At 69.1% G+C, this 15,454-nt stretch carries 13 protein-coding genes; 9 read left to right on the top strand and 4 right to left on the bottom strand.

The features are described from left to right. The 3 genes from AC6EI8_RS16660 to AC6EI8_RS16650 form a co-directional block, all read right to left on the bottom strand. On the bottom strand, nucleotides 1-1,172 hold a 1,172-nt coding region (locus tag AC6EI8_RS16660; RefSeq protein WP_498382415.1), incomplete at its 3' end, for a DUF1688 family protein. Nucleotides 1,173-1,195: 23 nt separating this feature from the next. Continuing rightward, complete coding sequence (locus AC6EI8_RS16655) at nucleotides 1,196-2,434, bottom strand: GTP cyclohydrolase II (RefSeq protein WP_149316200.1); 1,239 nt, start codon at nucleotides 2,432-2,434, stop codon at nucleotides 1,196-1,198. Nucleotides 2,435-2,623: 189 nt separating this feature from the next. Continuing rightward, the gene (locus AC6EI8_RS16650; RefSeq protein WP_498382414.1) at nucleotides 2,624-3,703 is read right to left on the bottom strand and encodes an acyltransferase family protein; all 1,080 of its coding nucleotides are present in this window, start codon (nucleotides 3,701-3,703) and stop codon (nucleotides 2,624-2,626) included. A gap of 254 nt (nucleotides 3,704-3,957) precedes the next feature. Here AC6EI8_RS16650 and AC6EI8_RS16645 point away from each other — a divergent pair, with 254 nt between their 5' ends. From AC6EI8_RS16645 to AC6EI8_RS16605, 9 genes are all read left to right on the top strand, one after another. Beyond that, entirely contained in the window at nucleotides 3,958-4,890 is a 933-nt protein-coding gene (locus tag AC6EI8_RS16645) for an amino acid ABC transporter substrate-binding protein (RefSeq protein WP_498382413.1), read from the top strand. A gap of 183 nt (nucleotides 4,891-5,073) precedes the next feature. Next, nucleotides 5,074-5,364: an amino acid ABC transporter permease gene (locus AC6EI8_RS16640; protein ID WP_149316203.1), complete on the top strand. Its 291-nt coding sequence runs from the start codon at nucleotides 5,074-5,076 to the stop codon at nucleotides 5,362-5,364. A gap of 380 nt (nucleotides 5,365-5,744) precedes the next feature. Then, nucleotides 5,745-7,502 carry a glycosyltransferase family 39 protein gene (locus AC6EI8_RS16635; RefSeq protein ID WP_498382412.1) on the top strand — a complete coding sequence of 586 codons (1,758 nt, stop codon included), beginning with the start codon at nucleotides 5,745-5,747 and terminating at the stop codon, nucleotides 7,500-7,502. Continuing rightward, a complete protein-coding gene (locus AC6EI8_RS16630; RefSeq protein WP_150083676.1) occupies nucleotides 7,499-7,870 on the top strand; it encodes a DMT family transporter in 372 nt (123 codons plus the stop codon). Before AC6EI8_RS16635 ends, AC6EI8_RS16630 begins: the two co-directional genes overlap by 4 nt. Before the next feature lie 104 nt (nucleotides 7,871-7,974). Then, nucleotides 7,975-9,165 (top strand): DegT/DnrJ/EryC1/StrS family aminotransferase, encoded by a 1,191-nt coding sequence (locus tag AC6EI8_RS16625; protein WP_498382411.1) that lies wholly within the window; start codon nucleotides 7,975-7,977, stop codon nucleotides 9,163-9,165. Next, on the top strand, nucleotides 9,144-10,388 hold the full coding sequence (locus tag AC6EI8_RS16620; protein ID WP_498382410.1) for a glycosyltransferase: 1,245 nt from the start codon (nucleotides 9,144-9,146) through the stop codon (nucleotides 10,386-10,388). Before AC6EI8_RS16625 ends, AC6EI8_RS16620 begins: the two co-directional genes overlap by 22 nt. Further along, entirely contained in the window at nucleotides 10,376-11,308 is a 933-nt protein-coding gene (locus AC6EI8_RS16615) for a formyltransferase (protein WP_498382409.1), read from the top strand. The genes AC6EI8_RS16620 and AC6EI8_RS16615 overlap by 13 nt, the downstream gene beginning before the upstream one ends. A gap of 13 nt (nucleotides 11,309-11,321) precedes the next feature. Beyond that, complete coding sequence (locus tag AC6EI8_RS16610) at nucleotides 11,322-12,374, top strand: bifunctional UDP-4-keto-pentose/UDP-xylose synthase (protein ID WP_149316207.1); 1,053 nt, start codon at nucleotides 11,322-11,324, stop codon at nucleotides 12,372-12,374. An 84-nt stretch (nucleotides 12,375-12,458) separates the two neighbouring features. Beyond that, nucleotides 12,459-13,349 (top strand): polysaccharide deacetylase family protein, encoded by an 891-nt coding sequence (locus AC6EI8_RS16605; protein ID WP_498382408.1) that lies wholly within the window; start codon nucleotides 12,459-12,461, stop codon nucleotides 13,347-13,349. A 159-nt stretch (nucleotides 13,350-13,508) separates the two neighbouring features. Here the strand turns inward: AC6EI8_RS16605 and AC6EI8_RS16600 are convergent. Next, on the bottom strand, nucleotides 13,509-15,454 hold a 1,946-nt coding region (locus AC6EI8_RS16600; RefSeq protein ID WP_498382407.1), incomplete at its 5' end, for a heavy metal translocating P-type ATPase.

The raw sequence follows: 15,454 nt of genomic DNA, 5'->3' as shown, positions 1-15,454 counted from the left end.
TCGGCGGACAGGCCCAGCGCCTGCCGCGTTGCCTCGGCGACCAGATCGAGGCCCGTCACCGTCAGTGCGCGCCATTCGACGATGGCGGGCTCGTCGACCCGGTGCACCGCCTCGGCGAAGCTCGCATCGCGCGGCACCATCAGCTCGAAGTCGTACAGCAGGCCGCCGTTGCGATATTCGGGCAGGCCCGTCAGCGCATCGAGCCCGGTCACCGTCAGGCCGCCGTCCTCCAGCGGCTCGAGCAGCGAGTAGGTCAGCCACTGCGTCAGCTTGTGGAAGGGCACCAGGCCGTCGGGGCTGGCCGGATGGCGCCAGCAATCGCCAAGCGACACGCCTTCGAGCTGCAGCCGCCCCGGCCAGACCGGCCCCAGCGCGACCAGCAGCGTGCGCAGCACGAACGCCGCGTCGATGCGCCCCTCGCTGGCATGCGCCTTCAGATAGTCGAACAGATTGCCGAGTCTTGCCGGCTCGCCGAACACCGCCGGCGTGGCCTGGGCGACCTTGCCGAGCCGGCGCACCAGACCCGCCCGGCCCTCGAGGCCGACCAGCGGATTGTGCTGCGCGACCTGGAAGGCAGTGGCCAGCGTCGAGGGGTCGATCTGCGCCAGCCGCTCGGCATCCGAGCGCAGCGGCTCGTCCGGCGTCGCGGAGAAACCGCCGCGCGCGAACAGGTCGAAGCTGGCCACGCCCAGCCCTTCGGAGCGGCTCAGGCTCAGGTCGCTGGCCGGGTCGCGGTAGCGCCAGTCGGGCCCGGCGCCCGCGTCGAGCAGCACGCTGGGAATCACCAGGTCGATGCCGATGCGCGCGCGCTCTTCGCGATGATCGTCGCCGGTCAGCGCCGCGCGCTCGCAGAGGATGCCCCAGCGGTCGCGCAGCTCGCCCGGTCCGCCGCTCTCGAAATGGCGCCAGCGGCTGTGGTAGGGCACCTGCAGATCGCGGTAGCGCGAGCGGATGGTGGTGGCCACATAGTCGGCGATCGCCGGGACCCGCTCGGGATGCCAGCTGAACCACTGCGAATCGCCGGCCGCCACCGCGGCCGTCACGGCGGCGCAGCGCGCGCGCACCGCCTGCGCCGTCAACAACGCCGACGCCGGATGATCGGGTTCCACCCAGCTTTGCCAGCCCTCGCGCGAAGCACGGGCCTGCGCGCCGGCTTGCCCCGCCGCGCCCATCGATGCCGCATCGTTTCGTTCTGTCATTCGTCCAGTCCCCTGCCCTTGGCCACCGTCAGTTCGGTGGCGTCCGGAGGCGTGTAACGGGTGAAGTAGCCCGCCGCCACCTTGGCGTCGATCTCCACCCTCGCATCGGCCGGAATCAGCGCATCGGGAATCGGCACCTGCTCGACCACTTCGATCCCCTGCGCGACCAGCGCGCCGTGTTTCATATTGCTCATCGAGGCCCAGCGGTCAATGCGACGGATGCCCAGCCAGTGGAAGACATCGGGCATCAGCTCCTGGAAGCGCATGTCCTGCACGCCCGCCACGCATTCGGTCCGCGCGAAATAGGTCTCGGCGCGGTCGCCGCCGACCTGCCGCTTGCGCGCGTTGTAGACCAGGAACTTGGTGACCTCGCCCAGCGCGCGGCCTTCCTTGCGGTTGTAGACCACCAGTCCGACCCCGCCCTGCTGGGCCATCTCGATGCACACCTCGATACCGTGCGCCAGATACGGGCGGCACGTACAGATGTCCGACCCGAATACGTCCGATCCGTTGCATTCGTCGTGCACGCGGCAGGCGACAGGCGTCTGCGGCTTGCCCAGCTGGCTGACGTCGCCGAAGAAATACAGCGTCATGCCGCCGATGGGCGGCAGGAAGACCTTCAGGTCGGGACGGGTCACCAGCTCCGGGAACATGCCGCTGGTCTGCTCGAACAGGCTGCGGCGCAGCGCGCTCTCCTTGATGCCGAAGCGGCGCGCCATGCCGGGCAGATACCAGACCGGATCGACGGCGGCCTTGGTCACCCGCACGTCGCCGTTGGCAAACAGGATCCTGCCGTCGGGGATCAGCCGGCCGGCGGCGATCGCCGCCACCAGTTCCGGCATGTTGATATGGGCGCGCGTGACGGCGATGGTCGGCCGGATATCGACGCCCGCAGCGATGCGGTCGGCGAAGACGGTCGAGACCAGATGTCCCCACGGGTCCAGCGACACGATCTTGTCGGGATCGCCCCATTGCGGATGCGGGCCGATGGGCTCGGCCGGCGCGGTGTCGGTCAGGTCGGGGCGGTGGTCGCGCTGCAACGTGCCCGAAGCGACCGCCAGCGCGCGATAGACCGCATAGGCGCCGGCATGCGTCCCGATCACGTTGCGATGCGCCGGATTGGTCAGCGTCGCGATCACGGGTCCGCGCTCGGCCGCGGTCGGCGCCCCCCAGTGGATCGGCTCGGCCGGCTTGTCGCGGCGTGCGTGCGAGGTCAGGACGATGTGATCGGACATGGCAGCCTCGAGGCGTGAATCCTGACCAAACGGTCAGGTTTACCTTGATGGTAGGCAATCGCCATGCCAAGCGCGTATGGGCGTTTTCCCCTTTTGAGTACGCTCCCTCACCAATTGCGGCACAACAACGGTTCATGCGGCGCCCACGTATCGTGCAGCGCCGCCGATGTTGCAGGCGGGCAACGCCTGCTAGCCGGCGAGCCCCGTACGGTTGCGCAACAACAACTTGCCCAGCGACGCGAGGGGGTCGCGCGATTCGACATATCGGTAAAAAAGCGCACCGGCGGCGTTGCTGGCCAGCCACGCCATCGCCATGCCGGCCGCGTTGAGCCACGGCATGCCGGGCGCGAGCTGCGACATCAGGCTGTTGACCAGCAGGCAGATCGGGAAGTGCACCAGGAACACCGAGTACGAGATCGCGCCGAACATGGCGAAGACACGGCCGCGCGGCCACGACGACAGCCAGCCGCCGCGCCGTGCCATCGCCAGCCACAACGCGACGACGACCGCCAGTGCGATGCGCGAGCGCATATCGACCAACAGCGCGGCCACGCCCACCGCCGCGAGCGCCGCGATCCACCAGGGGGAGCGCCCGCGATTGGAGGCCCAGTAGCCGAGCACGCCCAGGCCGTAGGCGCCGAAGAAATAGATCGCCCACATGTCCCAGCCGGCGTCCCGGTTGAACCAGAACAGCGAGGCCAGGCCGAGCGCCGCCACCAGCGCCACGCCCACGCGGACACGCCAGCCGGCGGGCATCCGGCGCGCCAGCCAAAGCGCCAGCAACAGCAGCCCGAACAGCTGGAAATCGATCGCGACATACCAGACGCCCGCGGACAGCGCGTCGATATCGAGCACGTCGTGCAACAGCAGCAGATGCGCCAGCAGCTGGCCCCATTGCGGCGGCGCCGGAATCGAGGGATGGTCCATGCCCTGCCGCGCGAGCGCCGCCGCGGCGATGGCGAGGACAATGGCCGCGGCGAAGGGCACGACGAGCTTGCGATAGCGCCGCAGCAGCGCCGTCAGCGGGCGGGACGCGCGCAGCAGTCCGTCCGGCGCCAGGCTGCGCGCCGCCAGGAAGCCGCCGATCACCAGGAAGAGCTGGACGGCGATGCGCGCGTAGTCGGCGAGCCAGTCGATCAGGGCGGGGGCGAGGGAATGGGCCGCATCGGACATCGGCCCGTAGAAGGCCAGATGGTGCAGCACGATCAGTTGCGAGCCGATGGCCTTGAGCGCATCGATGCCGGCCAGGCGCGCGGGTTGCGAAGACATGGGTGACAGACGGGAAGCGAACGGGAACCGAACGGAAATCGCGGCCCAGCCTCGACGCGCCCGTGCGCGACGCGACACCGGGCGCGTGGCCCGGGATTGTACCCGGGTGCAGGTGCCGGCGCCGCCATGCTGGTCCGGTCATTGTGCCCGCGTCATCACATCGACCTAGGGTATTTACTTATGACGAAGTTGTCCTTCCCCTGACTCCTCCCTATCGCTACCCTTTGGTCTTTGCTGTTTTCTATCGCATCGCCATGCTGTCCTCCCTTCGTTCTTTCCGTCGCCCTCTTCGTTCGTTCCGCCCGGTCCTCCTCGCGGCAGCCCTGCTCGGCACCGGCATCGCCCACGCCGCCGGCGCCGAGGCGTTGCACGGTTCGGTCATCGACAAGATCCGCTCCAGCGGCACCATCGTGCTCGGCTACCGCGAGTCCGCGCTGCCGTTCTCGTTCGCCGACGACAAGGGCCAGCCGGCCGGCTACGCGGTCGACCTGTGCCTGCGCGCGGCCGAGGGCGCCCGCCAGGCGCTCGGCCTGAAGGACCTGAAGGTGCGCTGGATGCCGCTGACGCCGCAGAACCGCATCCCCGCCATCGTCAACGGCCTGGTCGACCTCGACTGCGCGCCGAACACCAACACGCTCGAGCGCCAGAAGCAGGTCGCCTTCAGCGTCTCGCACTATGTGTCGACGGTGCGGATGCTGGTGCGTGCCGATGCGGGCATCGACTCGCTCGAGGACCTGCGCGGCAAGACCGTGGTGACGAGCGCCGGCTCGACCGGCGACCGCCACGTGCGCCGGCTCAAGGGCCAGTACGGCTATCGCGACGTCTACGCCAAGGACCACGGCGAATCGTTCCTGCTGCTCGAGTCCGGCCGCGCCCAGGCCTTCGTGATGGACGACGTGCTGCTGGCCGGCCTGCGCGCCCGCGCCAAGGATCCATCGCAATTCGTGATCGTCGGTCCCGCGCTGTCGGTCGAGCAGAACGCGCTGATGCTGTCGAAGTCGGACCCGGCGTGGAAGCGGCTGGTCGACGAGACCCTGGCCGGCGTCTATCGCGGCGCGCAGATCGAGGCGCTGCAGCAGCGCTGGTTCCAGAAGCCGATCGGCGGACGTGGCATCAACCTGGCGCTGGCCCCGTCGGCCGAGGTCCGCGAGGCGTGGAAGCATCCGTCCGACGCGGTCACGGAATAGGCGCATGCGGGGGCCAACGGCCTCCGCAATCCTTGCTTTCCATGAGGCCGACGCACCCGCGACGCCCGGTGTGACTCGCTTGACAGCCGCAAGTCAGGTTGGAGACACTGGCGCGGGCGGCGCGTCGGCGCCTGCCCATCGTCAGCCGCCCATCCGATGGACGGCAACTTTCGAGGAGACACCATGAGCAAGTTCGTCGCGACGGCCATCGCGCTGTGCATCGGCACCGCCTCGCTGGCGGTGCACGCCCAGAACACCGGCGGCAAGAAGCAGTTCGACCCGTACTCGCAAGGCGCCAAGGCGGGCGAGAAGTTCGACCCCTACAGCCAGGGGGCGAAAGCCGGCGACAAGTTCGATCCCTACACCCAGGGCACCAACCAGAGCACGCGCGCCGATCTCGCGCCGGGCCAGGACGAAGGCAAGAAGAACGGCCACAAGGCGAAGAAGGCCAAGCCCGCCAAGCCGGCGAACTGACATCGGCCCGACGGGCCAGCCCGGGGGCGGCCCGTCCCGATGGCGAATTCAAGAACCCGCTGCCGGCGGGTTTTTTTGCGTCCGTGCGCCCATCGCGCGCCGCCCGTGCCCGCGCGGGCGGCGGTGCGTCGCCGCTGCCGACCGGGGCGACGAGGCACGAAAAGTGAAATGGACGCCACAGGACATATGTCCCGAGCCGGAAAAGGCCCTCCGGTGCGGTCCCGTGTAGGACATTTTTCGGTATCAGCCGTCATAGCTTTCGCACAAAATGCGAACTTCGCCGTTGACATAGGCGTCGTATGCACCACACGGAGCGGCAGCGCTCCGTAGCGGGTTGTCAGCAAGCGGCCGAGGCCGCGCAGCACCGTTTCAGGAGTTTCATGCGCCGTTCCCCGACCACGCGCGCCGCCGGCTTGTCCGCGGCGGTGATTGCCCTGGTCGTCCTGTATATCGTCCTGCTCTGGTTCGGGACGCTGGACGCCCGCCATCTGTTGCGCTCCGACGAAGGCCGCTATGCCGAGATCGCCCGCGAGATGTTCGCCAGCGGCGACTGGGTCACGATCCGCTACAACGGCGTCAAGTATTTCGAGAAGCCGCCCTTTCACCTGTGGGTGACGGCGCTGACCTATACCGCCTTCGGCCTGGGCGAGTGGCAGGCGCGGCTGTGCGTGGCGCTGTCCGGCTTTATCGGCCTGCTGGCGTCGATGTGGGCGGCCGGCCGCTGGTTCGGCGCGCGCGCCGGCTGGCTGACCGGCCTGGCGCTGGCCGCCGCGCCGATGTGGAGCGTCGCCGCGCACTTCAATTCGCTGGACATGACGCTGGCCGGCGCGCTCGCCTGCGTGCTGGCCTGCATGCTGCTGGCGCAGCATCCGGACACCACCCCGGCCGCACGCCGCGGCTGGATGCTGGGCTGCTGGGCCGCGATGGGCGTCGCCATCCTGACCAAGGGGCTGATCGGCATCGCGTTGCCCGGGCTGGTGCTGGTGGTCTACACCGCCATCACGCGCGACTTCGGCCTGTGGCGCCGCCTGCATCTGCTGTGGGGCGCCGCGCTGCTGCTGGCGATCACGGTGCCGTGGTTCTGGCTGATCGCCGAGCGCAATCCGGAATTCCTGCGCTTCTTCTTCATCCATGAGCATTGGCAGCGCTATACGACCAGCGTCCATCATCGCCAGGGACCGGTGTGGTACTTCGTGCCCTTGCTGCTGGCCGGCTTCCTGCCGTGGCTGGCGCTGGCGCCGGGCATCTGGCGCGCGGTGCGCCGCGAGCGGACCGAGGCGGCGCAGGCGGGGGAGCCGGCAAATGCCGTCCCGCTGCGCCCAGCCCTGCTGATGCTGGTCTGGGCCGGCGCCATCTTCGTCTTCTTCAGCCTGTCGAACTCCAAGCTGCCCGGCTATATCGTGCCGATCTTCCCGGCGCTGGGCATGCTGGCCGGCGTCGCGCTGGACCGCATCGGCGACACCGGCTGGCGCCGCCTGGTGCTGCTGATGCTGGGCGTTTCGGTGCTCGGGCTGGCCGCCACGCCGGTGGTCGCGACGCTCGATTCCGACAACACGCCCAACGCCTATTACCGGATCTTCGCGCTGTGGATCGGCGCCGCCTTCGTCGTCATGTTCGCCGGCGTGCTGCTCGCCCACTGGCTGGCGCGGCGCAACGGCCGGCTGGCCAGCATCGTGGTCTACGGCCTGGCGATGTACACCAGCTTCACGGTCGCGCTGCTCGGCCATGAGGTGATGGGCCGGCGCACCTCCGGCATCGACCTGGTACCCGCCATTCAGCAGGTGCTGAAGGACGACATGCCGTTCTACGGCGTCGGCATGCTCGACCACACGCTGCCGTTCTACCTGCGCCATCCGCTGACGCTGGTCTGGCATCCCGACGAACTGCAGTTCGGCCTGCAGCAGGAACCGGACAAGTGGATTCCGACGCTGGAGGCGTTCGAACAGACGTGGCGCAACGGCCGGCCCGCGGTCGCCATCATGTCGCCGGAGATGTACACCAGATTGCAGGCTCAGGCGTTGCCCATGTATCGGGTCGCCGAAGACGTGCGCCGCGTCGTGGTCACCAATTTCGCTGCGCCGCCCGCGCCTGCTGCCCCGGCCGCGTCCGCAGCGCCCGCTTCCGCTTCCAATCGATGACGATCACCACCTTCGCTTTCATCCTGACCGGCGTGTTGCTCAACGCCTGCGCGCAACTGCTGCTCAAGGCCGGCGTCAACGCGGTGGGCGCGATCGCGCTGGACCGCGCCACGCTGTTCGATACCGCGCTGCGCGTGCTGGCCCAATGGCCGGTGCTGGCTGGGCTGAGCCTCTACGTCGCCAGCGTCGCGGTGTGGATCGTCGGTCTGTCACGCGTCGATGTATCGATGGCCTACCCGATGCTGTCGCTCGGCTATGTGGTCAACGCGGTGGCCGCATGGTGGCTGTTCGGTGAGATGATCGGACCATTGCGGATGGCCGGCATCCTGCTGATCCTGGCCGGCGTGTTCCTGATCGCACGTTCGTGACCGGTGTTTCCGACCGCTTGTTCTCGACCCCGCTTTCTCGACCACGCCTGCCCGACCACGCTGCCGACCTTCCGTTGCCGCTGACGTCCTGACGACTTCGCCCGATGCCCGCTTCCGCCCAATCCACCCAAGCCGCCGCCCCATCCGCTGCGCCCTTCCTGCCCTTCGTCAGGCCCGACATCGACGCCGACGCGATCGCCGCGGTCGGCGAGGTGCTGGCCTCGGGCTGGATCACCTCGGGCCCGAAGATGCAGGCCTTCGAGGCCGCGCTGTCGGCGCTGTTCGACGGACGGCCGGTGCGCACCTTCGCCAACGGCTCGGCGACGATGGAGATCGCCCTGCGGATCGCCGGCATCGGTCCCGGCGACGAGGTGATCACGACCGCGATCACCTGGGTGGCCACCGCCAACGTGATCGTCGCGGTCGGCGCGCGACCGGTGTTCGTCGACATCGATCCGCGCACGCGCAATCTCGACCTCGACGCGGTCGAGGCCGCGATCACGCCGCGCACCCGCGCGATCCTGCCGGTCTATCTGGCCGGCTTGCCGGTTGACATGGATCGCCTCTACGCCATCGCCAGGAAACACAGCCTGCGCGTGATCGAGGACGCCGCGCAGGCGATCGACTCCCGCTGGCGCGGCCGCCGCATCGGCAGCTTCGGCGACCTGGTCAGCTTCAGCTTCCAGGCCAACAAGAACATCACCACGGTCGAAGGCGGCTGCCTGGTGATGAACGACGAGGACGAGGCGCAGCGCGCCGAGCGCCTGCGCCTGCAGGGCGTGATCCGCAGCGGCCTGGACGGCATGGACGTCGAGGTGCCGGGCGGCAAGTTCAACCTGACCGATGTCAACGCCGCGATCGGGCTGGCACAGCTGCCGCGGCTCGACGCGATCACCGCGCGCCGCGCGGCGCTGGCCGGCGCCTACATGGACGCCGCCGCGCGGCATGGCCTCGCCGAACTGGGCATCGAGCTGCCGGTCGCCGGCGACCCCGCGACAGCGCTGCCGAACTGGCATATGTTTCAAGTGGTACTGCCCGCCGAGCGCCTGCAAGGCGGACGGGCCGCGGTGATGCAGGCCCTGCGCGAGGCCGGCATCGGCACCGGCGTGCACTACCCCGCGCTGCATCTGTTTACGTACTACCGCTCACTGGGCTGGCGCGAAGGCATGCTGCCGCACGCCGAGCGCATCGGGCGGGGCATTCTCACGCTGCCGCTCTTCCCGGCCATGCAAGAGGCCGATGTCGAGCGCGTCTGCGCCACGCTGAACGAAACATGCAAACGTCTGCTTCCGTAACTTCCGAACTGCTGTCCTGCGCGATGCCGCATCCGCTGCCGGGCCAGCCCACGCGCATTCGTGACGACGCGACCGCGCGCGACGACGAGACCGCGCCGCTGCCGGGCCAGTCGTCGCCGTCGCGCGCCAGGCCGATCGAGGTCTCGGTGGTGATCCCCGTCTACAACGAGGAGGCCGGCCTGCAGGCGCTGTTCGACCGGCTCTATCCCGCGCTCGATGGCCTGGCCACCAGCTACGAGATCGTCTTCGTCAACGACGGCAGCACCGACCGCTCGGCGCAGATCCTGGCGCGGCAGTTCCGCCAGCGGCCCGAGGTCACGCGCGTGGTGATGTTCAACGGCAATTTCGGCCAGCACATGGCGATCCTGGCCGGCTTCGAGCATGCGCGCGGCCGCATGGTGATCACGCTCGACGCGGACCTGCAGAACCCGCCCGAGGAAATCCCGCGGCTGGTCGAGGCGATCCGCGCCGGCCACGACTATGTCGGCACGATTCGCCGCCAGCGCCATGACAGCGCGTTTCGCCGCGTCGCCTCGTTCGCGATGAACCGGCTGCGCGAACGGATCACGCATATCCGGATGACCGACCAGGGCTGCATGCTGCGCGCCTACGACCGCAGCGTGGTCGATACCATCAACGCCTGCCGCGAGGTCAATACCTTCATCCCGGCGCTGGCCTACACCTTCTCGTCGAATCCGGTCGAGATCGTGGTCGGGCACGAAGAGCGGCATGCGGGCGAATCGAAGTACTCGCTGTATCAGCTGGTGCGCCTGAACTTCGACCTGGTCACCGGCTTCTCGATCGTGCCGCTGCAATGGTTCTCGATGATCGGCACGATCCTGTCGCTGCTGTCAGGCGGCCTGTTCGTGGTGCTGCTGGTACGGCGTTTCTTGCTGGGCTCCGAGGTACAGGGCCTGTTCACGCTGTTCGCGTTCAACTTCTTCCTGGTCGGCATCATGCTGTTCGGCATCGGCCTGCTGGGCGAATACGTGGGCCGGATCTATCAGCAGGTACGCGACCGGCCGCGCTATCGGATCAAGGCGATCCTGGACGCGTCGCAGGGCGATGCGCGACGCGGCGACGGCGGACGACGGTCAGGGCTGGAGGAGTTCAGCGAATTCAGCGAATTCGATGAATCCGGCGACGGCGGCCGGTCCGGTCCCAGCGATCCCCACGACCCCCGCGATTCCCGTCACGACCGGAAGCCCCCATGCGCGCCGTAGTCTTCGCCTACCACAACGTCGGCGACCGCTGCCTGCGCGTGCTGCACGCGCGCGGCGTCGAGGTGGCGCTGGTGGTCACGCATCGCGATCGCCCCGATGAAACGATCTGGTTCCGCCGCGTGGCCGACACCGCCGAGGAACTGGGCTTGCCGGTCGTCCATGGCGACGATCCGAACGACCCGGCGCTGGCCGCCGCGGTCAAGGCCGCGCGGCCCGACATGCTGTTCTCGTTCTACTACCGCGCGATGATTCCGCCGGCCGTGCTGGCGCTGGCCCCGCGCGGCGCCTTCAACATGCATGGCTCGCTGCTGCCGAAGTACCGCGGCCGCGTGCCGGTCAACTGGGCCGTGCTGCACGGCGAGACCGAAACCGGTGCGACGCTGCACGCGATGGAAGCCAGGCCCGATGCCGGCGATATCGTCGCGCAGACCGCGGTGCCGATCCTGCCCGACGATACCGCGCAGCAGGTGTTCGACAAGGTCACCGTGGCGGCCGAGCAGACGTTGTGGCGGGTCTTGCCGGCGATGCTGGCCGGCAACACGCCGCGCCGTCCTAACGTACTCGCCGAAGGCAGCTATTTCTCCGGCCGCCGTCCCGAGGACGGCCGCATCGACTGGCGGCAGCCGGCCGCCGCGGTCTACAACCTGATCCGCGCGGTCGCGCCGCCCTATCCCGGCGCCTTCACCGAACTGAAGGGCCGCCGCCTGGTGGTCGAACGCGCGCGCCGTCCGTTGCCGGCCGAGATGCCGCCGACGCAGGTGCTGGCCGGCCTCACGCCCGGCCTGCACGTGCTCGACGGCCGCATCGTCGGCCTGTGCGGCGACGGCGGCCTGGTGCTGATCCTCGCGCTCTCAGAAGGCAACGCGCCGCTGTCGCCCGCCGCCCTCGCCGCGCTGCTGCAGTCTTCTCCTCAAGCCTGAAGTCTGGAAGTCCATGAAGAAAGTCCTGATCCTCGGCGTCAACGGTTTCATCGGCCACCACCTGACGCGACGCATCCTCGAAACCACGTCGTGGGAAGTCTATGGCATGGACATGTCGACGGCCCGCCTCGGCGAGCTGGTCAACCATCCGCGCATGCATTTCTTCGAGGGCGACATCACCATCAACAAGGAATGGATCGAGTACAACATCCGCAAGTGCGATGTCGTGCTGCCGCTGGTCGCGATCGCCACGCCGGCGACCTACGTGCGGCAGCCACTGCGGGTGTTCGAACTGGACTTCGAGGCCAACCTGCCGATCGTCCGCGCGGCGGTCAAGTACCGCAAGCACCTGGTGTTTCCGTCGACCTCGGAGGTCTACGGCATGTGCGGCGACGAGGCCTTCGATCCCGAATCGTCGCCGCTGGTCTACGGGCCGATCAACAAGCCGCGCTGGATCTACGCCTGCTCCAAGCAACTGATGGACCGCGTGATCCACGCCTACGGCATCGAGCAGGGCCTGAACTACACGCTGTTCCGGCCGTTCAACTGGATCGGGCCGGGGCTGGACTCGATCTTCGAATCGAAGGAAGGCAGCTCGCGCGTGGTCACGCAGTTCCTCGGCCATATCGTGCGCGGCGAACCGATCCGGCTGGTCGACGGGGGCGCGCAGCAACGCGCCTTCGCCGATATCTCGGACGGCATCAGCGCGCTGATGCGGATCATCGAGAATCCCGGCGGCATCGCCAGCGGCAAGATCTTCAATATCGGCAACCCGGGCAACGTCCACTCGGTGCGCGAACTCGCCGAGATGATGCTGCGGATGGCCGCCGACTACCCCGAGTACGCGGAAAGCGCGCGCCATAGCCGCATCCTGGAGACCTCGTCCGGCGAGTTCTACGGCAAGGGCTACCAGGACGTGCAGCACCGCGTGCCGAAGATCGACAACACGATGCAGGAGCTCGGCTGGCAGCCGACGGTGACGATGGCCGAATCGCTGCGGCGGATCTTCGAGGCCTATCGCGAGAAGGTGATCGAGGCCCGCACGTTGGTGGATTCGGGCAACTAGGCCGCGTGTGCCCGACTGCAAGCTCTTCAACAAGCGCTACAGCGAGCGCTACAACAAGCTCCATCACAAGCTCGACGACAACCCATGGCAATGATCGCCCTGAAGGTCGACGTCGACACGCTGCGCGGCACGCGCGAAGGCGTGCCGAAGCTGATCGCCCTGCTGCGAGCCCTCGACGCCCGCGCCACCTTCCTGTTCAGCCTCGGTCCGGACCATACCGGCTGGGCGCTGCGGCGCGTGTTCCGGCCGGGCTTTCTGCAAAAGGTGTCGCGCACTTCGGTGGTCTCGCACTACGGCCTGCGCACGCTGATGTATGGCGTGCTGCTGCCGGGCCCGGATATCGGCCTGCGCGCCGCCGACGCGATGCGCGCGGCGCGCGATGCCGGCCATGAATGCGGCATCCACACCTGGGACCACGTCTACTGGCAGGACCATGTGCGCACGCGCGATGCCGCCTGGACGCGCGCGCAGATGCGGCGTGCTTGGCAGCGCTTCGAGGCGGTGTTCGGCACGCCGCCATCGACGCATGGCGCGGCCGGCTGGCAGATGAATGCGGAAGCGTTCCGGCAGCTCGACGATTGGGGCCTGCGCTATGCCTCCGATGGCCGTGGCGCCGAGCCCTATGTACCCTTGCTCGACGGCACGCCCTGCCGCCACGTGCAACTGCCGACCACGCTGCCGACGCTGGACGAACTGATTGGGGCGGATGGCATCGACGAGAACAACGTCCACGAGGCGCTGCTCTCCCGCACCGTGGACGGCCGCGACCATGTCTTCACGCTGCATGCGGAGCTGGAGGGCGGCAAGCTGGCGCCGGTGTTCGAGCGCCTGCTGCAGGGATGGCGCCGGCAGGGGCATCGGCTGGCGCCGCTGGCGGGGCTGTATGAACAGCTCGATCGCACGCGGCTGCCGCATTTGCCGCTGGCCTGGGGCACGGTGCCCGGGCGCAGCGGCGAGCTGATCGTGCAGCGCTGAAGCGCGGAGGCCTCGCCGCCCGCGCCGGAAGCCTGCTTTCCTGGGGCCGCGCTGGAAGCGCGGCTTTCCCCGGGGCCCACGCGAGGCGGCGGTTTTCCTGGGCCCCACGCCGAGACGGCGGTTTTCCCGCGGCCGGAAGCGCCGGCCCGGTGCCGACGCTCAGCGCAGGCGTCCCGCCAGCCGCAGCCCGTTGAATACCACCAGCAGGCTCGCTCCCATATCGGCGAACACGGCCATCCACATCGTGCCCAGCCCTGCCACGGTCAGCGCCAGGAATACCGCTTTGATACCGAGCGCCAACGCGATGTTCTGCGTCAGCACCGTGCCGGTACGGCGCGACAGCCGGATAAAGGCCGGGATCTTGCGCAGGTCGTCGTCCATCAGCGCGACGTCGGCGGTCTCGATCGCGGTGTCGGTGCCGGCCACGCCCATCGCGAAGCCGATGTCGGCGCGCGCCAGCGCGGGCGCATCGTTGATGCCGTCGCCGACCATGCCGACGCGGCCATGCCGGGGGCCCCGCTGTGCTGCCGTCTGCGCGGTCAGCGCCGCGACGGCTTCGGCCTTGTCCTGCGGCAGCTGATTGCCGCGCGCCTCGTCGATGCCGACCTCGGCCGCGATGGCCTGCGCCGTATGCGGGTTGTCGCCGGACAGCATCATGGTGCCGACGCCGAGCGCGTGCAGCTCGGCGATGGCGTCGCGGCTCGTCTGCTTGACGGTGTCGGCGACGGAAAACAGCGCCTGCACGCCGGCATTGCCCACGCGTTCGTTGGCCGCGCCCGCGTTGGCCGCGCCTGCATTGGTCGCGCCTGCATTGGTCGCGCCAGCGTTGACCGCGCCGTCGTTGGCCCCGCCCGCGTTCGCCTCGCCGCCGGCCAGCAGCACCACGGTGCGGCCCTGGCGTTCGATCGCCTCCAGCCGCGCCTCCAGTTCGTCCGAGCACAGCCCCATCTCGTGGATCAGCCGGTGGTTGCCGAGCCAGTACCGCTGGCCATCGACCGTGCCGGTGACACCGAGCCCCGGCAGCGCCTCGAAGTCCTGCACCGCCAGCATCTCGACGCCATCGCACCGCGCCGCCGCGGCGACCGCACCCGAGACCGGATGGTCCGAACGCGCGGCGAGGCTGGCCGCGATCGCGCGGGCGCCCGTCGGTGCGCCGGGCAGCAGCGCGTAGTCGATCTGCTGCGGGCGGCCGTGCGTGAGGGTGCCGGTCTTGTCCAGCGCCAGCCAGCGCAGCGATTTGCCCTGCTCCAGATAGACGCCACCCTTGATCAGGATGCCGTGGCGCGCGGCCGCGGCCAGCGCGCTGACGATCGTGACCGGCGTGGAAATCACCAGCGCGCAGGGGCAGGCGATCACCAGCAGCACCAGCGCCTTGTAGATCCAGTCGAGCCAGGCGCCGCCGGCCAGCAGCGGCGGCAGCACGGCGACCAGCAGCGCGATGATAAAGATCGTCGGCGTGTAGATGCGCGCGAAGCGGTCGACGAAACGCTGCGTCGGCGCGCGGCTCGCCTGCGCGGCCTCTACCGCATGGATGATGCGCGCCAGCGTCGAATCCGAGGCCGGCGCGGTGACTTCGTATTCGAGCTCGCCGGTCTGGTTGATCGAGCCGGCGAACAGCAGATCGCCGGCCTGCTTGTCGACCGGCACGCTTTCGCCGGTGATCGGGGCCTGGTCCAGCGCCGACTGCCCGCGCAGCACCCGGCCGTCGAGGGCGACCCGCTCGCCCGGGCGCAGCCGCGCGACCGCACCCGGCGACACGCTGCCTGCGGGCACGGCCAGCCAGACGCCGTCGGCCTGCAGCACGGTGGCCTGTTCAGGCGCCATTGCCATCAGGCCGCGGATGGCGTTGCGGGCGCGGTCCAGCGAGGCCGCCTCGATCCGCTCGGCCAGCGCGAACAGCACCATCACCATCGCCGCCTCGGGCCAATGGCCGATCAGCAGCGCGCCGGTCACCGCGATGCTCATCAGCGCATTGATGTTCAGATTGCGGTTGCGCAGCGCGATCCAGCCCTTGCGGTAGGTGCCCAGCCCGGCCACGGCGATCGCGACCAGCGCAAAGGCGGCGGGCAGCCAGGGCGTGGCCAACGAGAACCACTCGGCCAGCT

This window comes from Cupriavidus sp. R6-3 (assembly GCF_059772245.1).
This window is presented reverse-complemented; position numbering and strand designations above follow the sequence as displayed.